We start from the raw sequence: 20007 nt of genomic DNA, 5'->3' as shown, positions 1-20007 counted from the left end.
TTCTGACGTGCTGGGCAGCCGTCAACCGTACGCGAAGGGGACCCGTGGAAGCTACGGCGGCTACGCCTGCACCTGCACGAGCTTCTTGCCTTCGAAGGTCACCACCTCGAAGTGGTCGATCTCGTTGGGCTGGAAGGCCGCGGCCCCGCCGATGTAGAGCGGTTGCTTGGACTGCTCGGTCTTGGCGTCCGGGATGCCGTACCCCCAGTTGGGCACCGACCACGACGACATGGTCACGCGCTGCCCGTTCTTCGCGACGAGCACCAGGGAGCACTTCAGCGGCCCCTTGACGTTCTTCAGCTCCAGAACGGCCTGGGTGCCCCAGTCCTTCGGCGCCATGGCGACGGTCGCGCTGACGTGGGTCGACGCGTCCGTGGCGGACTTCTTGTCGGACATGGTCCGGAAGGTCTGCTGGGCGGGCGTCGCCGCGACCTGCTGCCCGCCGTCCGAGCCGCCGTTCACCGCCACCGCGGCCAGCGGGCCGGCGATGATCAGCGCGGCCGCGGCCGCGATCATGTACATACTGCGCCGGCGCTTCTGAGCCCGCCGCTCGGCGACCTCGTCCACCAGCTTCTCCACCACCCGCGGGCTGGGCCTGGCGGACAGCGACTCACCGATCGCGGGCGTACTGCCGGAGCCCGGCAGGTCCGCGAGCGCGGCCAGCATCGGCTCCATCCCGGCCAGCTCGTCCAGCTGCTGGGCGCACCACTCGCAGCCGGCGAGGTGGGCCTCGAAAGCGGTTGCCTCGGCGTCGTCCAGAATCCCGAGGGCGTAGGCGCCGACGGTCTCGTGCTCGCTCGGCACCGAAGATCCCTGACTGGGGTTCATAGGCCCAGACATACCCGGACCACCCGGTCCGAATCCCTGCATTCCCCCGTACCCGCTGCTCATCACGCCGTCACCCCCCGCTCCTCCAGTGCCAGCTTCATCGACCGCAGGGCGTAGAACACCCGGGAACGGACAGTTCCGCTGGGTATGCCCAGTGTTTCCGCCGCCTCATTGACGGTACGCCCCTTGAAGTACGTCTCGACGAGCACCTCCCGGTGGGCCGGGGTCAGGTCGTCGAGCGCGTCCGACAGCGTCATCAGCCACAGCGCCTTGTCGATCTCGTCCTCCGCGGGGATGACCTCCAGCGGCGACGGATCGACCTCCTGCGGCCGGGCCTGCCGGCTGCGGTGGCCGTCGATGACGATGCGGCGCGCGACCGTCACCAGCCAGGGGCGTACCGATCCGGTCGCCCGATTGAGCTGACCGGCGTTCTTCCAGGCACGGATGAGCGTTTCCTGTACGACGTCCTCGGCGCGCTGCCGGTCACCGGCGACCAGCCGCAGGACATACGCGAGCAGAGGTCCGGCGTGCTCTCGATACAGCGCACGCATCAGCTCCTCATCCGGCTCCGAGGGCTGTGAGGACATGCGATGTCGGGCCCTCGTTCCACGTTCATTGGCCACGGCCGCATCCTTGCGCACGCCCACCTCCGGTGTCCGGGGGTTCCCCCAGTCGGTCGCTCGCCCACCCGTACGGACGGGGACGGCCCGGTGTTCAAACCGGAGTGACAGATTTCTCGGGGGTGACGTGACGAGCGGGACATGGGTGCACATTCCTGCCACGCGATCTTTACATTTCCGACACGCCACCGAGGACGGTCCGCAATTCCCGTGTACGACCCACCTAAACCCGGTGTAACAGAAATCACTCCGGTCTCAGGCCTGGGTGAGGGCGGCCACCCGCCGCCGGTGCCGGGCGACCCGCTCCCGGTTCCCGCAGACCTCGCTCGAACACCAGCGCCGGCGCCGGCCCCGGGAGGTGTCCAGGTACACGAGGGGACAGTTGTCCCCTTCACACTCCCGTACGGCGGCCCGCGCGACGGGATCGGTGAGCAACTCGACGGCGTCCCGCGCGACGACGGCGAGCAGGGCCCCGCAGCCGGGCGGCCCGGCCAACTCCCGCACGAGCCGCCCGTCTTCCGTACGTACGGCGACGGGAGCGGGCGGTGCGCCCCGGGCGACCTCGTTCACCCGCCGGAGCGCCCGCCCGTACGACAGCGTGTCACCGCCCCGCACCAACACCCCGAGCTGCGCGCGCAGTTCCAGGAACCCGGCGAGCCAGGCCCCGTCGGCGTGATCGAGCGCCGTCCCGTCCGGCACCAGCCCGGCCCCCCGGATCCACGCGCACAACGCCCCGACCCCGTCCAGCCGTTCGCCGGGATGGGTGGTGGCGAGCAGATCCAGACATACCCGCCCGGCGTCGAACCGGACCGGGTACGCGGGGTTGGCGCTACCGAGTGCCATGTGCGAGTCACCGCCTGGGCAGGAACCGTGCGGGGTCTCCCCCACAGTGCCCGCCGGAGGGGGCCGCCGGAACCCCTCGTACCGGCTGCTGTTCCCCTCTTTCCGGTCTTTCCGCCGGGGCGGCCCTCCAGGGACCGCCGCCGGCACCGGTCCTCCGCGGGCCGCGCCCTCACCGGCCGCCCCCGGGCCGAGTGAGAGCAACGTTCCCTTCCGGTCACCCACAGCCACAGGGCGGAAACGCGTCATCCCTACCTTCGGGCTCAGTCAGTGGTTGGCAGACCGAGCAGCCGGAGCACCGTGGAGGCGTGATGACAGCCCCAGCCCCAACCCGTCGCAGTGGCCGCTGGATCGAGCGGTGGGATCCGGAGGACGAGGGATTCTGGAAGGCGACCGGGGAGCGGATCGCGCGCCGGAACCTGTGGTTCTCCGTGCTCTCCGAGCACATCGGGTTCTCGGTCTGGACCATGTGGTCCGTACTGGTCCTGTTCATGGGCCCGGAGTACGGCCTCACCCCCGCCGACAAGTTCCTGCTGACCTCGATGGTCACGCTGGTCGGCGCGGTGGTCCGGGTGCCGTACACCTTCGCCGTCGCCGTCTTCGGCGGCCGTAACTGGACGATCATCTCGGCGAGCCTGCTGCTCGTCCCGACGGTCGCCGCGTTCTGGGTGATGGAGCCGGGGACGCCGTACTCCACCTTCCTCCTGGTGGGCCTGCTGGCCGGTATCGGCGGCGGCAACTTCGCCTCCTCCATGACCAACATCAACGCCTTCTTCCCCCTGCGGAAGAAAGGATGGGCGCTCGGCCTCAACGCCGGCGGCGGGAACATCGGCGTCCCCGTCATCCAGCTCGTCGCGCTCGCCATCATCGGCGCGAGCGGCGGCCCGCGCGTGCTGCTGGGGATCTACATCCCGCTGATCGTCGTGGCCGCCGTACTGGCCGCGCTGTTCATGGACAACCTGGCCTCGGTGCAGAACGACACCGGCGCGGCCAAGGACGCGGCCAGGGACGCGCACACCTGGATCATGTCGGTCCTCTACATCGGCACGTTCGGCTCGTTCATCGGCTACAGCTTCGCCTTCGGCCAGGTGCTGACGAACGGGTTCGGCCGGACCCCGCTCCAGGCGGCGTACCTCACCTTCATCGGCCCGCTGCTCGGCTCGCTCATCCGCCCCCTCGGCGGCTGGCTCGCCGACCGCTACGGCGGCGCCCGCATCACCCTGTGGAACTACGTCGGCATGGCCGCCGCCACCGCCGTACTCATCGCGGCCAGCATGCAGAAGTCGCTGGCGCTGTTCGTGTCCGTCTTCGTCGTCCTGTTCGTGCTGAGCGGGCTCGGCAACGGGTCGACGTTCAAGATGATCCCCGGCATCTTCCAGGCAAAGGCGCTGGCCAAGGGCCTGGAGGGCGAGGCCGCCGTCGCGTACGGCCGACGCCTCTCCGGTGCCTCCATGGGCCTGATCGGAGCGGTCGGCGCGCTCGGCGGTGTCGGCATCAACCTCGCCTTCCGCCAGTCCTTCCTCTCCTACGGCTCCGGGACCGGCGCGTTCGTCGCCTTCCTCGCCTACTACGGTGTCTGCTTCGCGGTCACCTGGGCCGTATACCTTCGCCGCCCGGCGCAGCTTCCGGCCACAGCGGCCGCTTCGCAGGAAAAGTCCCAGCTCAGTTATGCCGAGGTGTGACGTAACACCGGTGACATCAAGCCGAACCGAGCCTGTCACGCATCGTTGACAGGCTCGTTCGGCGTGCCGGTCAGCTAGGAGAGCCCCATGTACGACGAAGAGCAGCATCCCGAGCACGGCCCCCTCGCCGGGTTCACCGTGGGCATCACCGCCGCGCGCCGGGCCGAGGAACTGGGCGCCCTGCTACAGCGGCGCGGCGCCACCGTCCTGCACGCCCCCGCGCTGCGGATCGTGCCGCTCGCGGACGACAGCGAACTGCTCGCCGCCACGAAGGAGATCATCGACCACGTGCCGGACGTGGTCGTGGCCACCACCGCGATCGGCTTCCGGGGCTGGGTCGAGGCCGCCGACGGCTGGGGCCTCGGCGAGCAGCTCCTCGGCCGGCTGCGCGGGGCACGGCTGCTGGCTCGCGGCCCGAAGGTCAAGGGCGCGATCCGCGCGGCGGGCCTCACCGAGGAGTGGTCACCGTCCTCGGAATCCCTGGCCGAGGTGCTCGACCGCCTCCTGGAGGAAGGCGTCGACGGCAACCGGATAGCCGTCCAGCTGCACGGCGAGCCCCTCCCCGGCTTCGTGGAGTCGCTCCGCGCCGCCGGGGCGGAAGTGGTCCCGGTCCCGGTCTACCGCTGGATGCCCCCGGAGGACCTCAGCCCCCTCGACCGCCTCCTGGACTCGGCCGTCACCCGCGGCCTGGACGCCCTCACCTTCACCAGCGCCCCCGCCGCCGCCTCCCTCCTCTCCCGCGCGGAGGACCGCGGCCTGCTGGACGAGCTGCTGGCGGCCCTGGGCCACGACGTCCTGCCGGCCTGCGTGGGCCCGGTCACCGCGATCCCCCTCCAGGCCCGGGGAGTCGACACCATCCAGCCGGAACGCTTCCGCCTGGGCCCCCTGGTCCAGCTCCTCTGCCAGGAACTCCCGGCCCGCGCCCGCTCGTTGCCCATCGCCGGCCACCACGTCGAGATCCGCGGCCACGCGGTCCTGGTCGACGGCGACCTCAAGCCCGTCCCCCCGGCCGGCATGTCCCTCCTGCGCGCCCTGGCCCGCCGCCCCGGCTGGGTGGTCGCCCGAGCCGACCTCCTCCGCGCGCTGCCGGGCGCGGGCCGCGACGAACACGCCGTGGAAACAGCGATGGCCCGCCTCCGCACGGCCCTGGGCGCCCCGAAGCTGATCCAGACGGTGGTGAAGCGGGGGTACCGGCTGGCCCTGGATCCGGCGGCGGACGCGAAGTACGCGGACGCGTGAGCCGGAGCCGGGCCTCTGCTCACAGATACGTGGCTTGGTGGATGTACAGGCACTCGTGCCGAGGGACAATCAAATACGGGAAGAATCCGCCGGGGACATGCGCGACGTTGCCCTTCGGGCCGGCTTCCTGGTACGAGGCGCCGTCGAGGTGGAAAGCGGCTGCGGCCCGGACCAGCTCGTCGGCTTGCTTCTCCACCTCGGCCACGAAGGCGGGCGGGGCTCCGCCGATGATGTACTCCTCGTCCGGGTCGTACTCCCATCTCAGGTCATGCGGACACCGCCTGCCGGGCCTCCGACTCGACGGCGCGGAGCTCTGCCATGGCCGCGCGGAACTCCGGATCGTCCCGGCTGTCCGTGTGGTGCACGGATACCAGGGCAGCCTGGTAACGAGAACGCAGGTCGGGTCGGCGTTCGATCTTCACCTGCGCCTGCCAGTACGTGAGCCAGTACTGGAGGTGACCGATCTTGCCGTCCTGGAGGGCCGCCCCCAAGGCCTGCTCCTTGTGCTGTTCCATTTCGCTCAGCCGGTGAGGGGCGAGGCGCGCCAGCGCGATGCGAACCGCCGCCGGAGTGCGCTCGGGGCGGGGAATCAGCTCATGGTCGTGATCCGGTTGTGTGGTCACGTGGCGGCTCCTCCGTGCTCACGCGCTCAGCTTCCTGCACCCACCGTACTGGGCCCCGCGGACAACGGCGTGGCGTCACGGGCTCGCCGCCCCGCCCCCGCCCACCTCGAACCACAACAACTTCCCGGCGCCCCGGTCCAGCGGGCCGTCGCCGATGGACAGGCCGCCCCAGGAGTCGGCGTACGACTGTACGAGGTGCAGTCCGCGCCCCTCCTCGGCCTCCACCGGGGCAGGCGGCACCCGGTCCCACGGCGGCTGCCCGAAGGGCGCGGGGATGCGCGGGTGACTGTCCCAGAGCCCGACCCGCAGCCGGCCGTCCGCGAGCGCGGTGAGCCGCAGGGAGGCGGGGCCATGGGTGTGCCGGTAGGCGTTGGTGACCAGCTCCGACGTCAACAGTTCGACCGCGTCGAGGACTTCGTGCCTGCCGTGTCCGTTCAGCACGGCCCGTACGGTCATACGTGCGACGCGTGCCGCGCGGGGATCATGGGGCAGGCGAAGGGCGTACACCCAGGTGTCGGGCAGGGATAAGGTGCCCATGGAAACCTCCGGTGAGAGAAGGGACTACCTGGACTCGCTCAACTGACTGCGCCGGGCGGTGGCTTTGCCTGGGGAGGTGCGCTTCCGGCTTACGGGCCAGGGGAGTTGGGCGATGCGCTGTACGCTAGCGCAGCACTGAGATACTTCTCAGTGAATCAAGAGAAGTGCATCAGTAATTACCTCGTGTGAGGTACCCGCACGTCGAGACGGCGGCTGGAAGGAGGCTTGTTGTCACCCAGTAGCACACCCACCCTGCGCCAACGGCGCCTCGGGGCTGAACTGCGAAAGCTTCGCGAGCGGGCAGGCCTTACGGCTACCGGCGCCGCCGCTCGGCTGGGCGTCAACCAAGGTCGCGTCAGCATGATCGAGACTGGGCGCAGTCCCCTCAGCGCCGACCGCGTCCGCTCCCTCGCCCGGGCCTACGACTGCGGGGACGCAGCCCTGGTGGACGCGCTGGCCGCGATGACTCAGCGCCAGGCGCATGGTTGGTGGGACAGTTACCGCGACCACCTACCAGTCGGCCTTATCGACCTTGCCGAGCTGGAGTACCACGCGGCAGCGCTGCGCGTCGCCCTGGTCATCCACATCCCGGCCCTACTCCAGACGACCGATCACGCTCGCGCCCTCTTCAAGGAGGCGGTGCCGTCACTGCGGCCGTACGAGATCGAGCACCGCGTCAGCCACCGGGTCAAGCGGCAGGAAATCCTGTACCGGGACAACCCGCCCCCATACACCGCGGTGATCCACGAGTGCGCGCTTCACATGGGATACGGCGGCGCCGCCACAGTTCGCGCTCAGCTCGGCCACTTGCTGGAGATGAGCGAAATGGACCATGTGACCGTGAGGGTCATCCCCTTCGGTAAGGGCCATTTTCCGGGTACCGGTCAGTCCGTCGACTACCTGGTGGGGCAGGTTCCTCAGCTCGACACCGTTCAGCTGGACACCCATCACGGCTGCGAGTTCCTGGACGCCGAAGCGCAGTTGGACAAGTACCGCATCGTTCTCGACCGTATGGAGGCGAACGCCCTCAAGCCGACACAGTCCCGTGACCTGATCCACCGCATCGCCCGAAGTGTCTGAGGTAATCGTGCCCGATCTCCGCTGGAAGAAGTCCACCTACAGCCCCGACGCCTCCAACTGCGTCGAGGTAGCCACCACCCCCACCACCGTCCGCATCCGTGACTCCAAGACCCCCACCACCCCCCACCTCACACTGGCCCCCTCCACTTGGGCCGCATTCCTGCCGTACGCGGGGAAGGCTGAACTCTCCACTCGTGCACGAGCCCATTAGCGACTGTCGTGCACCGCTCGCGCCCCACCCTGCTCCTCATGCCCCCTTGCCGCTGAAGGCTCGTGCTGGTCAGGTTCGTGCAGCACGTTCCAACGCACTCAACGCGTGGAGAGGTTGCCATGTCTCTGCTGTTCTTCGGCAAGGATCCCGAATCAGACGAGGACCAGTGCCCCGCGGTCTGGGTGGACGACGAAAACGCCGACCTTGTCCTGCAAGGCTGGAAGGCGGATGAAGCGACCCGCGAGAAGTGTCTGGAAGTGGGACCGATCCCGGGCACCGAGGCAGTCATCCGTATCCCGGCCCGAATGGTGGCCCAGATCAGGAAGGCATGCGATGCCGCAGAACGCTCACAAGCCTAGCTTCGCTGAGTGCCTCCAGACCACGGATCGCTCAGCGGTCCACCTGGAGACACGAGACACCTACGGAGACAACGAGCGGTTTGCCGCCTGGCGGCGCGGCGAGCGCGTGGACTGGGACGATCGCGCATCCTGGTGGCGTCCGTTTCACGAACAGATCGCGCAGGCCGTTGCACGCGGAGTGGCCGTCCGCCGCGTGCGGATCGTCAGTGAGCCGGTTTCCGAATACATCCGCTGGGAGCACTATGTGACACGAGCCAATGTCACCGCTGGTGAACAGGTCCGGTGGGTGCCCCGACGTCTCGCCTCCGATCTCACGGTCCCGTGCAACGACTTCTGGGTGTTCGATGACCGGCTGGCCCGAATTCACCACTTCACAGGAGACGGGTCCTTCGTGAACGACGATTTCAGCTCAGAGCCGGATGTCTTGAAGCTGTTTGCCGCATCTTTCGAGGCGGCTTGGGAGCGAGGCATACCGCACGAGGACTACAAGATCTGACCACTGGCAGCACCCATCAGCCGGCCCATGCCTTCGTCTCCGTCCTCCAGCGCCCAGGCTGCTCGGGAGTCCGTCGCCGCGCGTCTCAGAGATCTCCGCCGGGATGCAGGCCTGACCATGCAGGGGCTGGCTGATCGCTGCGGGTGGAACAAGGCCAAGACCTCCCGCATCGAGGCGGCCAAGACCTCTCCCTCGGACGCCGACATCCGGGCCTGGTGCCGCGCTTGTCAGGCGGAGGAGCAGGCCCCGGATCTCATCGAATCGTCCCGTTCGGCCGATTCCATGTACGTCGAATGGCGGCGGGTACAGCGCACCGGACTGCGCAGACTCCAAGAGGCCAACGTTCCTCTCTACGAGCGCACACAGCTCTTTCGGGTCTACTGCTCCCGTGTCATGCCTGGCCTGCTCCAGACACAGGGCTACGCCCGTGCGCTTCTGTCGCTCATCTCTGACTTCCGCAAGCTGCCGAACGACGTGGACGCAGCAGCAGCCGCGCGTGTCGGCCGGTCACACATCATCCGGGATGGGCTGCACCGCGTAGTCATGCTGGTGGAAGAGGACGTGCTCACCCATCGCATCGGCAGCGACGCGGTGATGGGTGAGCAGCTCGGCTACCTTCTGACGGCCATGTCCTACCCTGCCGTGTCCTTGGGCATCATTCCGCGAACTGCTCCTCGGGTGATGTGGGGCCCGGAGACGTTCATGGTGTTCGACGACGTGCGGGTCCACGTTGAACTGTTGGCCGCCAAGGTCACCGTGACCACACCGACTGAGGTCGATGTCTATCTCCGGGCATTCGCCCGGCTCTCACGGATGGCTGTGTACGGTACGCGCGCTCGTTCGCTGATCAGCAGGGCCCTTGACTCTCTCGGGTGATTGGTGTGCAACAGCCTGCAACATCGTGGATGTCCAGGTTGCCGTCTCCCTACGGTCGTTGCATCACAGAACCAGCCGGGGAGGCAGAGTTGTCACAGAGGCCGCGGGACTACCACCTGGCCGAGCTGCCGGCCGAGCCCACCGCCGTGCCGGGCTGCGCCAGGTGCCTGTCGCTCGTCAACGCCAGGCTGAACGCGCGCTCCACCGGGGGCTACAGCGCCGTGTCCGACCGCAACGTGGAACTGCGCGCGCACCAGGACGAGGCGCACTGATCTCATACGAAGCCTGACGCGTTCCGCCCAGGAAGCCGACTCACACCTCCAGTTGGCAGCACCCCTTCCCAAAAGACTTCCGCCCATTCCGCAGCGGTGGCGGTCGGGCAACGGCCGCAAGACGATCAGGAGGCACCTGATGCAGAACGGAACCGATCTGTACGCCCTCGACATCGACGCCGTGGACTTCGTCCAGGCCTGCGGCGGCCCCCGCACCGAAGGGTGCGTGGTGCTCGCCCGGATCGGGGAGGACGCCTGGGCCCTCGGTGACAGCAAGCGGCCGGAGCTGGAGCCGTTGCGCTTCAGCTCGGCGGAGCTGGCGGCGGCCGGGATCGACCCGACCCGCTTCGGTCTGCGTGTCTGAACCTCCCCCTCCGTCGGCCGGGCCGGATCCCCCTCACCGGATCCGGACCGGTCGGCGCTTCTCACAGCGGGAACGACTGGTGCACCACCACGGCTACCTCTGGACCGGCCCGAAAGAGCGCTTCGACAACGAGGCTCTACGGCGGCCTCCGCATCCGGAGCCCCCGCCCCCACCCGGCCCTGACGACCCGGCGGCGGAGCGGCTGTTCCGGCGGTACCGGGAAGTCGCGAGCGAGTTTCCTGTCGTGGATCTACCGCCCCTGGAAACGGCGTACTGGCTCGTCAAGCCGCGTTCGCTGATCCGTGGTACCTGGGAAGAGCCCAAGGAGGCGGCGGCCTGGCTGGGAGAGCGGCTGGCCGAGTACGCGCACCGGTTCGCCTCGGGCCGGGAACGGGATGCCGACCGACTGGCCGCACTGGTCGACCGGGCCGCCGAGCAGCTCTGTCGGGGACAGGATGTGTCCTGCGGGGCTTATCTGGAGCGTCCCGCCTATCTGTCGTTGGCCGTCGTGACCTGTTCCCCCAACCGCTCGATGCCCACCCTCGCCTGTCCCGCGGCACCGGAAGCGGGACAAGGCTCTGGAACTGCTCAAGTGGTTTGAAGAGGGCCGGTCGAGACGTCCAGCATGATCACCATGAAGGGTTTCACGGGATTCACCAAGCGCCAGGACCTCGTGCTGGTCATCCGGGACTCCGACCTCGTCGCGGCGGCGCTGCGGGAGGCGTTGGACGGGGCCTCGGAGGAGGAGCGGGCGGGGTTGGAGCGGGCCGTCGCGATCGTCGGGCAGACGGCCGGCGCCAGTGAGGGGCAGCTGCGGGCCGACTGGGTGCGTACCCGGCTGGCCGACGTCGGGTTCACCGGGGACATCACGTCCGTCGCCGCCATCAAGGCGCTGCGCCAGGCCGAGCCGGGGCTCAGTCTGCTGGCCGCGGTGCAGTTGCAGAAGGAAGCGGTGGCCCACCCGGAGTAGGAGCCGGCGGTGCCGTCACCCCGCCGGTGCGGCGGAGTTTCTGCCAGCGGAGGCGGCCGCCGGTGAGGGCGGTGATCCAGGACTGGAGCAGGACGACGTACATCAGCTGGCGGTAGAGGAGTTGCTGGAGGGGGAGGGCCAGCAACGGCGTCAGCGGTTCCCGGTCGAGGTGGAAGGCGTAGGCCGCGCAAGCCGCCTGCACGCCGAGGACGGCGGACCAGGCCGCGATCGTCTTTCCGGTCGGGCCGAAGACCAGGCCGTAGACGAGGAACAGGTCGATCAGGGGGGCCAGCAGCGGGGCGACGACCGTGAAGAGGGAGACCAGGGGCAGGCCGACGCGGCCGAAGCGGCCCGACGGACCCCGTTCGAAGAACGCCCGGCGGTGCTTCCAGATGGCCTGCATGGTGCCGTACGACCAGCGGTAACGCTGGGACCACAGCTGCTGGACCGACTCGGGCGCCTCCGTCCAGGCACGGGCCTTCTCGGCGTACACCACGCGCCAGCCGTCGCGGTGGAGGGCCATCGTGACGTCGGTGTCCTCGGCGAGCGTGTCGTCGCTCATGCCGCCGACCCGCTCCAGCGCCGAGCGGCGGAACGCCCCGACCGCGCCGGGGATCGTCGGCATGCAGCGCAGGACGTCGTACATCCGGCGGTCGAGGTTGAAGCCCATCACGTACTCGATGTGCTGCCACGCGCCGATGAGCCGGTTCTTGTTGCCGACCTTGGCGTTGCCGGCGACGGCGCCGACGCGCGGGTCGGCGAAGGGCTGGACGAGTTCGCGGACGGTGGCGGGTTCGAAGACGGTGTCGCCGTCCATCATCACGACCAGGTCGTACCGGGCGTTCACCAGGCCCCGGTTGAGGGCGGCCGGCTTGCCCGCGTTGGTCTGGCGGATCACCCGGACCTCGGGCAGGGCGAGCGCCTCGACGATGTCCGCCGTGCCGTCGCTGGAGCCGTCGTCGATGACCAGCACCTCGACGGGGTGCTCGCTGCGCATCAGCGAACGGACCGTGTTCTCGATGCACTTGGCCTCGTTGTACGCCGGCACGAGCACCGACGCCGGCTCGGTGACCGGCCCCTCGCCCAAGCGGAAGTCGGGGCGCCGGGTGCGGCGGGCGTGCGCGCCGGACAGCAGCAGCATCAGGGCGAAACGGGCGAGGACGAGGACACCGACGGCGGCCAGGCCGACGACGAGGACCGCGGTGATGTTGTCGGACGCCCTCACCAGGAAGACCCAGGCCTTCCCCTTCCACAGGTCCAGGCCCGTGACCTTGGTGTCCGCGCTCGGTGCGCGCAGCGCGCCGGTGAGGGTCCGGAAGGTGTAGCCCTGCTGCTGGAGCCGGGGCAGCAGCCGGTCCAGCGCCTGGACGGTCTGGTGCCGGTCGCCGCCCGAGTCGTGCATCAGGACGACCGCGCCCCGGCCGCCGTGCGGGGTGGCGTTGCGCATGATCTGCTCGACGCCCGGCTTGCGCCAGTCCTCGCTGTCGGTGTCGTCCACGACGGTGAGGTAGCCGCGGCTGCCGATGTACCGGGCGATCGGCCAGGACCTGTTGTCGATCGCGTTCGCGGAGGACGAGTACGGCGGCCGGAACAGCGAGCTGCGGATACCGGCCGCTCCGGCGAGCGCCAGCTGGTTCTGGGACAGCTCCCAGTCGATCCGCTTCGTGGAGTGGTACGACAGGTCGGGGTGGGCGAAGGTGTGCAGGCCCACCTCGTGGCCCTCGGCGACCATGCGCCGGACCAGCTCCGGGTGGCGGGAGGTCATGGTGCCGGTCACGAAGAAGACCGCGTGCGCGTGGTGCTTCCTCAGCACGTCGAGCACCTTCGGGGTCCAGGTCGGGTCGGGACCGTCGTCGAAGGTGAGGACGATGCGGTGGTCGGGGATGCGCAGGCTGCGGGCGCGGTCGTGGCGGGTGTCGATGACCGGGCCGCCGTCCAGGATGCGCCGCGGCACCTCGTCGTTCGCCGCGGCGGGGCGGACGCGGTGGTCCGCGAGGATCTCGTTGTGCACGTAGCCGCGCAGCATCAGCATCGCCAGGGTGGCGCCGAGGACCACGAGGGGCAGCAGGTAGCGCAGCGGCAGCCGGGTACGGCGCCGGGGGTGTGAGGCCATCTGAAGGGGTTCCGCCTGGTCAGAGGGAGAGCTTGGGGTGCGGGTGCCGGGTGCGGCCGGGCGGGATGTGGGTACTGCCCGTCGGGGTCGGCGTGGGCGCCGGAGCGGTGGCGGTGCCGGAGGCGGACGGTGCCGGGGTCTCGCCGGCGGAGGGTGCGGCCGGGGACGGGGAGTCCGTGGCGCCGGGCGTGGTGGACGTGCCGGCCGCCGGCTCACCGGAAGCCGACGCGTCGGCCCCGGCGTCGGCGTCGGCGGGGGCCCCGCTGCCGGGTACGGCGGTGCCGGTCGCCGCGGCGCCCACGGCCGGTCCGTTCACCGCGCCGGTTCCGGACGGGGTCGAGGTGGTGGAGGCGCTGGGCAGCGGCGAGGTGTCCACCTTGCTGGCCGGCTTGTCCTCGTCCTGGCCCGGTACCGGCAGCCAGGGGGCGGCGGAGTTGCCGGACAGCAGGGTGGCGACGATGACGGCGGCGTAACCGGCACAGGCCACACCCACGGCCACACCGAGCCGACGGAAACGCCGGCTACGACGCCCCGACTCGTCCACGAACACCGGCCCCTCGGAACCACGCGCCTCGTCCAGGACCGACTCCGCACCCACGGGGACGATACGGACGTCCTCCAACTGGACGGTCACGTCGTCCGGCTCGGCGGACGCGCTGGGCTCGGGGGCAGCCTCGGCGGACGCGGGGGCACCCTCGCCAGGCGGGGCAGCCTCGACCGGCTCGGGGGCAGCCCCGGCAGCCTCGGCGGACTCGGCCGCAGCCTCGACCGACGCAACAGGCTCGGTAGCACCCTCGGTCGGCTCGGCGGGCTCGGCGGCAGGCACGGCACCCTCGACGGGCTCAGCCGCAGCCTCGACCGAAGCGGCAGGCTCGGTAGCACCCCCGGACTCGGCGGACTCGGCGGACTCGGCGGCAGCCCCCGCCGACTCGCCCGACTCGCCCGACTCGGCGGCAGCCACCCCAGGCGCGCCCGGCTCGACGGACTCCCCCGGCTCGGCCGACTCAACGGACCCCACCGGCCCCGCGGCCGAAAGCGTCCGCTCCTCGCCCCCGCCCGCAGGCACACTCCGCCCTGCGGACGCGACTTCGCGGCCCTCAGGTTGGGCGTCTTCAGGACACTTTTTCACGCGCGTACATCCCCCCACGGGACAGTTCGAAGGGCGCGCTCACGATCCGGGCCTCCGTCGACCGGACCAGGCCCCCACCCGGCCCGAGCGCCCCCATTACCACCCTGTGCCCGGGCCATGAATGTAGCGCACGTCGTTCATCACCTCCTCATCCATGGCCGGAATCCATCCCCCGGCAGGCCGCCGCAGCCACCCCTCCTCCCGGGCGATCTCGGCCACCGCCTTCCGCAGTGCGGTCAGTCCGGGATGAACCAGTCCCTTCCGCCAGACCAGGGAGACGGGCGACAGCGGAACCGGGTCGACGAGGGGCCGCCGTACCGTTCCGGGCATGGGCGGGAAGTCCATGACGGCGAGCACCGGGTGCCGGGTCTTGGCCATGACGCGGCTGAACTCCTCGTCCCCGACGGCCAGCGGCAGGGGCGGGGCGAGCCGGATGGCGCGGTGGTCGAAGAGCCGCACGGCAAGGTCGGTCCACTCCCGGGTGCGCGGGTTGCCGGCACCGGCGTACACCGTCTCCCCGGCCAGCGCGGACAGCGGCACCTCGGCCGACGCGGCCAGCGGGTGGTCCTCGGGCAGGACGACGGCCATCGGCTCGTACCGCACCGGCTGCTGCTCCAGGCCGGAGCGGAGCGCCGGGTCGAGGCCGGCGAACCGGCCGAAGGAGGCGTCCAGGCGGCCGGCGAGCAGTTCGGCGGCGGCTCCGGTGAGGCCGCTCTCGTAGCGGGCCATCAGTTCGCAGTCGGGGGCGAGTTCGCGGGCCCGGTGCAGGACGCGGCGGCCGGTGACCAGGCCGGATGTGTTGAGGTCGACCAGCAGGGGGCGGGCCTGGCCGGCCGCGAACGCGGCGAGCAGGTCGTCCTGGGCGGCGAGAACCCGGCGCGCGTGCGGCAGCAGACGTTCACCGTCCGGGGTCAGCGTGACCTGCCGGGTGGTCCGGACGAACAGTTCGGCGCCCAGCTCCCGCTCCAGCCGCCGTACGTCCCGGCTGAGCGCCTGCTGGGCGACGTAGAGGCGGGCCGCGGCCCGGGTGAAATGCAGTTCCTCGGCGACGGCGACGAAGGCGCGCAGCAGGCGGGGGTCCATGTGGGTGGGGGCGGGCATGCCGGCGAACTTACAACGCGAGTGCGTGAATCGGTACGCAGAAGGTGTTGGACCCGGTGATCGACTCCGGGTGACGGTGGAGCCATGCCGCAACAGACCGCCGAAGACAGACAGATATCACCTGCCGCCTCGCAAAGCACTGGATACCGTTACCTTTTCACTCTTCCCGGCACGCGCGCCTTCACCGCCGGCAACCTCCTCGCCCGCCTCCCCGTCGGCATGTTCAGTGTGAGCGCGGTCGTGATGATCGCCGGTTCCCGTGGCTCGTACGCCCTCGCCGGTGCGGTGTCCGCGACCGGGCTCGCGGCGACCGCGGTGGCCGGGCCCTGGCTCGCCCGGCTGGTGGACCGGCACGGGCAGGCCCGCATCGCGCTGCCGGCCACGGTGGTCGCGGTGCTGGGCGGCCTCGCGCTGCTGCTGTGCGTCCGCTGCGACGCCCCCGACTGGACCCTGTTCGCCGCCTACGCCGGCACCGCGGCCACCCCCAACATCGGCGGCCTGTCCCGCGCCCGCTGGGCCCATCTGCTGCGCGACGAGCCGGGCGCGCTGCACACCGCGAACGCGTTCGAGCAGGCCGCGGACGAACTGTGCTTCATGCTCGGACCGGTGCTGGCGTCCTTCCTGACCGGCACGTTCTTCCCGGAGGCGGGCACGCTGGCCGCGGCGGTGCTGCTGCTCGCCGGCATGCTGCTGTTCACCGCCCAGCGGGCGACCGAGCCGCCGCCGCGTGCCCGCTCGAAGGCGCCGTCGCCGCTGCGCAGCCCCGGTGTCCTGCCGCTGCTGGCCTGCTGCACGGCCACCGGCGTGGTGTTCGGCGCGATGGAGGTGGCCACGATCGCGTTCGCCGACGCGCGGGGAGAGCGGGCGGCGGCCGGTGTCGTGCTCGCGCTGCAGGCGGCCGGCTCGTGCGCGGCGGGGCTCGCGTACGGGGCGCTGAAGCCGGCCGGTCCCCGGCTCGCCCGGTGCCTGGCGGCCATGGCCGTCCTCATGGCCCTGCCCTGGGCGGCGGCCGGTACGGGCTCGCTCCTGGTGCTGGCCGGTGCGCTGCTGGTGGCGGGCATGGCGACCGCGCCCACCATGGTCACGGCGATGACCCTGGTGCAGCGGCGCACCCCGGCCGACCGGCTGAACGAGGGCATGAGCCTGATGGTGACCGGGCTGCTCACGGGTATCGCCTGCGGTTCGGCGGCGGGCGGCTGGGCGGCGGAGCACGTCTCCCGGGTGACCGCCTTCGCCGTACCGGCCGCGGCGGCCTCGCTGGCGCTGCTCGTCCATGGGGTCGCGGAGGCGGTACGACGGCCGGCCCGCGGACGGGCATGACGAAGGCCCCGCCGCTTCGCGCGGCGGGGCCTTCGCCCACATGGGGTGACCCCCTAGGGGGCCTCGTGGAGATGGCGGGAATCGAACCCGCGTCCAACGGTGCGGAATCAGGGCTTCTCCGTGTGCAGTCCGCTGCGATTTTCTCGGCCCCGGAGATCACGCGGACAAGTCTCCGACGGGCTCAGTCACTGTTTGATTTCCCTCTACACCCCGTGACCGGGTCTAGAGGTTTAGTTCCCTAGCTGATGCCAGGATCCGGGTCGGGAACAGCCCCGGGCTGACACTTCGCAAGTCGCTACTTAGGCAGCGAGGGCGAAGGAATCGCGCTTGGTGTTGGCGATTATTTTTTGCGACATATGGTTTACGAGATCATTGCCGCTTCCTCGACACGCTTCCCCTGCTTCGACAGCCGCTGTCGAAACCGATCATCCCCATGTTGATTTTTCAATCCCCTCCGTGGAGGGGCTCGCGCACCCTCTGTGGAGTGCACCGCCATCGTACGTGACCAACGCCCGACGATGCCAGCCTATTCCCGGCGGCCGGCCGGCTAGACGCCGCGCTGCCTGCGCTTCGCCGCCGCGATCGCCCGCTCCGACTCGCGGCGGTCCTGTTTCTCCCGCAGGGTCTGCCGCTTGTCGTACTCCTTCTTGCCCCGTGCGAGAGCGATCTCGGCCTTCGCCCGGCCGTCCTTGAAGTAGATGGCGAGGGGCACGATCGTGTGTCCCGTCTCCTGGGACTTCGACTCCAGCTTGTCGATCTCCTCGCGGTGCAGGAGCAGCTTGCGCTTGCGGCGCGCGGAGTGGTTGGTCCAGCTGCCCTGGTGATACTCGGGGATGTGGGCGTTGTGCAGCCACGCCTCGCCCCGGTCGATCTGGACGAAGCCGTCGGTCAGCGAGGTCCGCCCCTCGCGCAGCGACTTGACCTCCGTGCCCATGAGCACGAGCCCGGCCTCGTAGGTGTCGATGATCGCGTAGTCGTGCCGGGCCTTCTTGTTCTGGGCGACGATCTTGCGCTTGCCGCCCTTCTCGCCGTCCCTGGCCTTGGCGGCCCCGCCGCCCTGCTTGGGCTGGGACTCCTTCGGTACGTACATTCCCTTGCTCATAGTGCCGCCCATTTTCGCACCACACAGGGGGTCTGCGTACAGCCGATTACGTGACCGCGGGGCGTGGCTACGACGGGTCGCCGAGGCCGGTGAGGACCGTCTCGGCCCGCTCCAGCGCGTGCGCGCCCGCCTCCAGGTCGGGCGTGATGCCCCGGCCGTCGACCGTGTGGCCGGAGGGGGTGCGGTAGTGGCCGACGGTCAGCTCGGCCACCGAGCCGTCGGGCAGGGTCGTCGGCATCTGGACGGAGCCCTTGCCGAAGGTGCGGGAGCCGATCACCACCGCGCGGCCCCGGTCCTGGAGGGCGCCGGTGAGCAGCTCGGCCGCGCTCATGGTGCCGCCGTCGACGAGGACGACCAGGGGCCGGGTGGTGTCGCCGCCGGGGGCGGCGTGCAGGGCGCGCTGGGCGCCGTCGACGTCGTAGGTGGCGACCAGGCCGCCGTCCAGGAAGGCGGAGGCGGTCTCCACCGCCTCGGTGACCAGGCCGCCGGAGTTGCCGCGCAGGTCGAGGACGGTCCGGCCGTCGGCCGGGGTGGTGCGCAGGGCCTCGCGGACCGCGTCGGCGGAGCCCTTGGTGAAGGCGGCGATCTTCAGGACGGTCACCCCGCCGGGCAGCCGGCGCACGGTCACGGAGTCGGTGGACAGCCGGGCCCGGTGCAGGGTCTCGCTCCACGCGCGCGTGCCGCGCTGCAGACCGAGGGTGACCGTCGTACCGGCCGGGGCGTCCTCGGCCTCCCCGCGGAGTGCGTCGCCGCGCAGTAAGGCGACCACCTCGGTGACCGGCCGCCCGTCGACCGCCTGGCCGTCGACGGTGCGCAGCCGGTCGCCGGTGCGGATCCCGGCGTCGGCGGCGGGCGAGCCGGGCTGCACCCGCGTGACCTCGATACGGCCGTCCGGCTCCTGCCGCGCCGACAGGCCGACGCCGGTGTAGCGGCCGTCGAGCGCGTCCTGGAACTCCTCGTACTCGCCCTCGGAGTAGACCGCGGCCCAGCGGTCCCCGCTGCGGCTGACGGCCCGTTCGGCGGCCTCCACCGGGGACTTGCCGTCGGCCATCGCCTCGGCGGCGGCCCTCTCGACGGCCTCGTGCCGGCTCGCCGCCCCCGCCGGACCGGCAGCCGCCTTCCGCGCGGAAGCGTCGGACTCCGGGAAGGAACCGGTGGCGGCGCCGGCGATCAGCACACCGGCGAAAACCAAGGTCAGGGCGGCCCCACGGCGGACGCGGCGGGGCTGACAGAACAGGTCACGGCCTGACATGGCGGCGAGTCTAGGGCAACGCGAAGGGGCCGTACGGCCGGATGACCGTACGACCCCCTTGGCATGCGTCACACCTTCAGGTACTTGCGCAGTGCGAAGAACGCCGCGAGCGACGGCATCAGCACACTGGTCGCGAGGATGAGCGGCAGCTTGGTCAACACCGCGTCCCAGCCCACGAAGTTGATGAGCGTGAGCTTGTGGGACAGCTCCATGCCGTGGTCGATGGTGAAGTACCGGCCGACCACGAGCGCCACACAGGCGAGGCCGCCGCCGATCAGTCCGGCGACCGCGGCCTCGGCGATGAACGGCGCCTGGATGTAGAAGCCCGAGGCACCGACCAGGCGCATGATCCCGGTTTCGCGCCGACGGCTGAACGCCGAGACGCGCACGGTGTTGACGATCAGCAGCAGGGCGACGATCAGCATCATCGCCATCACGCCGAGCGCGCCCCGGTTCATCAGGTTCAGCAGCTGGAAGAGGTTGTCCAGGATGCCCTTCTGGTCCTGCACCGACTGCACGCCGTCCCGCCCGTTGAACGCGGTCGCGATCACCTGGTACTTCTGCGGGTCCTTGAGCTTGATCCGGTACGACTCCTGCATCTGGTCCGGCGTGAGCGAGCCCGCCAGCGGGGAGTTGCCGAACTGCTCCTTGTAGTGCTTGTAGGCCTCGTCCTGCGATTCGTAGGTCACCTTCTCGACGACCTGCACCTCCTTCAGGTCGGCGAGGATCTGCTTCTTCTGGTCCTCGGTGACCGCGCCCTTGGCGCAGTGCACGTCGTTCTCCGCGTCGTGCTTGTTGCACAGGAAGATCGAGACGTTGACCTTGTCGTACCAGTAGCCCTTCATGGTGCTCACCTGGTCGCTCATCAGCAGCGAACCGCCGAACAGGGCCAGGGACAGGGCGACGGAGACGATGACGGCGAAGGTCATCGTCAGGTTGCGGCGGAGACCGACACCGATCTCCGACAGGACGAACTGGGCGCGCATGGCGGGT

General features: G+C 70.4%; 24 protein-coding genes and 1 other RNA gene. 12 read left to right on the top strand and 13 right to left on the bottom strand.

The features are described 5' to 3' along the window. Positions 1–60: 60 nt before the first annotated feature. The 3 genes from ACZ4U1_RS06195 to ACZ4U1_RS06185 all read right to left on the bottom strand — a co-directional run bounded on the left by ACZ4U1_RS06195 (position 61) and on the right by ACZ4U1_RS06185 (position 2291). Complete coding sequence (locus tag ACZ4U1_RS06195; protein ID WP_467900252.1) at positions 61–840, bottom strand: anti-sigma factor family protein; 780 nt, start codon at positions 838–840, stop codon at positions 61–63. 50 nt (positions 841–890) lie between these two features. Continuing rightward, positions 891–1475 (bottom strand): sigma-70 family RNA polymerase sigma factor, encoded by a 585-nt coding sequence (locus ACZ4U1_RS06190; protein WP_079071569.1) that lies wholly within the window; start codon positions 1473–1475, stop codon positions 891–893. A 228-nt stretch (positions 1476–1703) separates the two neighbouring features. Then, positions 1704–2291, bottom strand: a complete 588-nt coding sequence (locus ACZ4U1_RS06185) for a CGNR zinc finger domain-containing protein (RefSeq protein WP_467900249.1) — start codon at positions 2289–2291, stop codon at positions 1704–1706. A 308-nt stretch (positions 2292–2599) separates the two neighbouring features. On the opposite strand from ACZ4U1_RS06185, the gene ACZ4U1_RS06180 reads away from it, so the two are divergent. Beyond that, positions 2600–3970, top strand: coding sequence for a nitrate/nitrite transporter (locus ACZ4U1_RS06180; RefSeq protein WP_467900246.1), 1371 nt, complete (start codon positions 2600–2602; stop codon positions 3968–3970). 87 nt (positions 3971–4057) lie between these two features. Then, entirely contained in the window at positions 4058–5209 is a 1152-nt protein-coding gene (locus ACZ4U1_RS06175; protein WP_467900244.1) for a uroporphyrinogen-III synthase, read from the top strand. A gap of 19 nt (positions 5210–5228) precedes the next feature. On the opposite strand, the gene ACZ4U1_RS06170 is transcribed toward ACZ4U1_RS06175, so the two are convergent. The 3 genes from ACZ4U1_RS06170 to ACZ4U1_RS06160 form a co-directional block, all read right to left on the bottom strand. Next, positions 5229–5414, bottom strand: coding sequence for a hypothetical protein (locus ACZ4U1_RS06170; RefSeq protein WP_467900242.1), 186 nt, complete (start codon positions 5412–5414; stop codon positions 5229–5231). A gap of 61 nt (positions 5415–5475) precedes the next feature. Further along, positions 5476–5832, bottom strand: coding sequence for a hypothetical protein (locus ACZ4U1_RS06165; protein WP_467900239.1), 357 nt, complete (start codon positions 5830–5832; stop codon positions 5476–5478). A 75-nt stretch (positions 5833–5907) separates the two neighbouring features. Further along, on the bottom strand, positions 5908–6369 hold the full coding sequence (locus ACZ4U1_RS06160; protein ID WP_467900237.1) for an ATP-binding protein: 462 nt from the start codon (positions 6367–6369) through the stop codon (positions 5908–5910). Positions 6370–6597: 228 nt separating this feature from the next. Here ACZ4U1_RS06160 and ACZ4U1_RS06155 point away from each other — a divergent pair, with 228 nt between their 5' ends. From ACZ4U1_RS06155 to ACZ4U1_RS06115, 9 genes are all read left to right on the top strand, one after another. Further along, positions 6598–7449: a helix-turn-helix domain-containing protein gene (locus ACZ4U1_RS06155; protein ID WP_467900235.1), complete on the top strand. Its 852-nt coding sequence runs from the start codon at positions 6598–6600 to the stop codon at positions 7447–7449. Positions 7450–7456: 7 nt separating this feature from the next. After that, on the top strand, positions 7457–7660 hold the full coding sequence (locus tag ACZ4U1_RS06150; RefSeq protein WP_467900233.1) for a DUF397 domain-containing protein: 204 nt from the start codon (positions 7457–7459) through the stop codon (positions 7658–7660). 119 nt (positions 7661–7779) lie between these two features. Then, entirely contained in the window at positions 7780–8019 is a 240-nt protein-coding gene (locus ACZ4U1_RS06145) for a hypothetical protein (protein WP_467900231.1), read from the top strand. Beyond that, positions 7994–8515 carry a DUF6879 family protein gene (locus ACZ4U1_RS06140; protein ID WP_467900229.1) on the top strand — a complete coding sequence of 174 codons (522 nt, stop codon included), beginning with the start codon at positions 7994–7996 and terminating at the stop codon, positions 8513–8515. Before ACZ4U1_RS06145 ends, ACZ4U1_RS06140 begins: the two co-directional genes overlap by 26 nt. Before the next feature lie 27 nt (positions 8516–8542). Next, positions 8543–9391: a helix-turn-helix domain-containing protein gene (locus ACZ4U1_RS06135; RefSeq protein ID WP_467900227.1), complete on the top strand. Its 849-nt coding sequence runs from the start codon at positions 8543–8545 to the stop codon at positions 9389–9391. Between the two features lie 89 nt (positions 9392–9480). Beyond that, positions 9481–9663 (top strand): hypothetical protein, encoded by a 183-nt coding sequence (locus ACZ4U1_RS06130; RefSeq protein ID WP_467900225.1) that lies wholly within the window; start codon positions 9481–9483, stop codon positions 9661–9663. Between the two features lie 139 nt (positions 9664–9802). Beyond that, positions 9803–10027: a DUF397 domain-containing protein gene (locus tag ACZ4U1_RS06125; protein WP_467900223.1), complete on the top strand. Its 225-nt coding sequence runs from the start codon at positions 9803–9805 to the stop codon at positions 10025–10027. Between the two features lie 79 nt (positions 10028–10106). Then, positions 10107–10628, top strand: coding sequence for a hypothetical protein (locus ACZ4U1_RS06120; protein WP_467900220.1), 522 nt, complete (start codon positions 10107–10109; stop codon positions 10626–10628). A 33-nt stretch (positions 10629–10661) separates the two neighbouring features. Continuing rightward, on the top strand, positions 10662–10997 hold the full coding sequence (locus ACZ4U1_RS06115; RefSeq protein ID WP_467900218.1) for a hypothetical protein: 336 nt from the start codon (positions 10662–10664) through the stop codon (positions 10995–10997). On the opposite strand, the gene ACZ4U1_RS06110 is transcribed toward ACZ4U1_RS06115, so the two are convergent. The 3 genes from ACZ4U1_RS06110 to ACZ4U1_RS06100 form a co-directional block, all read right to left on the bottom strand. Further along, positions 10942–13110 (bottom strand): bifunctional polysaccharide deacetylase/glycosyltransferase family 2 protein, encoded by a 2169-nt coding sequence (locus ACZ4U1_RS06110; protein ID WP_467900216.1) that lies wholly within the window; start codon positions 13108–13110, stop codon positions 10942–10944. The genes ACZ4U1_RS06115 and ACZ4U1_RS06110 overlap by 56 nt on opposite strands. A gap of 19 nt (positions 13111–13129) precedes the next feature. Then, entirely contained in the window at positions 13130–13936 is an 807-nt protein-coding gene (locus ACZ4U1_RS06105) for a hypothetical protein (RefSeq protein ID WP_467900215.1), read from the bottom strand. A gap of 399 nt (positions 13937–14335) precedes the next feature. Beyond that, complete coding sequence (locus ACZ4U1_RS06100; RefSeq protein ID WP_467900213.1) at positions 14336–15340, bottom strand: LysR family transcriptional regulator; 1005 nt, start codon at positions 15338–15340, stop codon at positions 14336–14338. A gap of 84 nt (positions 15341–15424) precedes the next feature. On the opposite strand from ACZ4U1_RS06100, the gene ACZ4U1_RS06095 reads away from it, so the two are divergent. Next, positions 15425–16660 carry an MFS transporter gene (locus ACZ4U1_RS06095; RefSeq protein ID WP_467900210.1) on the top strand — a complete coding sequence of 412 codons (1236 nt, stop codon included), beginning with the start codon at positions 15425–15427 and terminating at the stop codon, positions 16658–16660. Between the two features lie 63 nt (positions 16661–16723). Here ACZ4U1_RS06095 and ssrA read toward each other — a convergent pair. From ssrA to ftsX, 4 genes are all read right to left on the bottom strand, one after another. Then, positions 16724–17093: a transfer-messenger RNA gene (gene ssrA / locus ACZ4U1_RS06090) on the bottom strand. A gap of 114 nt (positions 17094–17207) precedes the next feature. Beyond that, on the bottom strand, positions 17208–17750 hold the full coding sequence (gene smpB / locus ACZ4U1_RS06085) for an SsrA-binding protein SmpB (protein ID WP_467901439.1): 543 nt from the start codon (positions 17748–17750) through the stop codon (positions 17208–17210). A 79-nt stretch (positions 17751–17829) separates the two neighbouring features. Further along, the gene (locus tag ACZ4U1_RS06080; protein ID WP_467900208.1) at positions 17830–19014 is read right to left on the bottom strand and encodes a S41 family peptidase; all 1185 of its coding nucleotides are present in this window, start codon (positions 19012–19014) and stop codon (positions 17830–17832) included. Between the two features lie 68 nt (positions 19015–19082). Then, a complete protein-coding gene (gene ftsX, locus ACZ4U1_RS06075) occupies positions 19083–20000 on the bottom strand; it encodes a permease-like cell division protein FtsX (RefSeq protein WP_467900205.1) in 918 nt (305 codons plus the stop codon). Between the last annotated feature and the right edge of the window lie 7 nt (positions 20001–20007).

This window comes from Streptomyces sp. NPDC028928, assembly GCF_055564915.1.
Note: the sequence above shows the minus strand (reverse complement) of the source record. Positions and strands in the feature narration are given on the sequence as shown.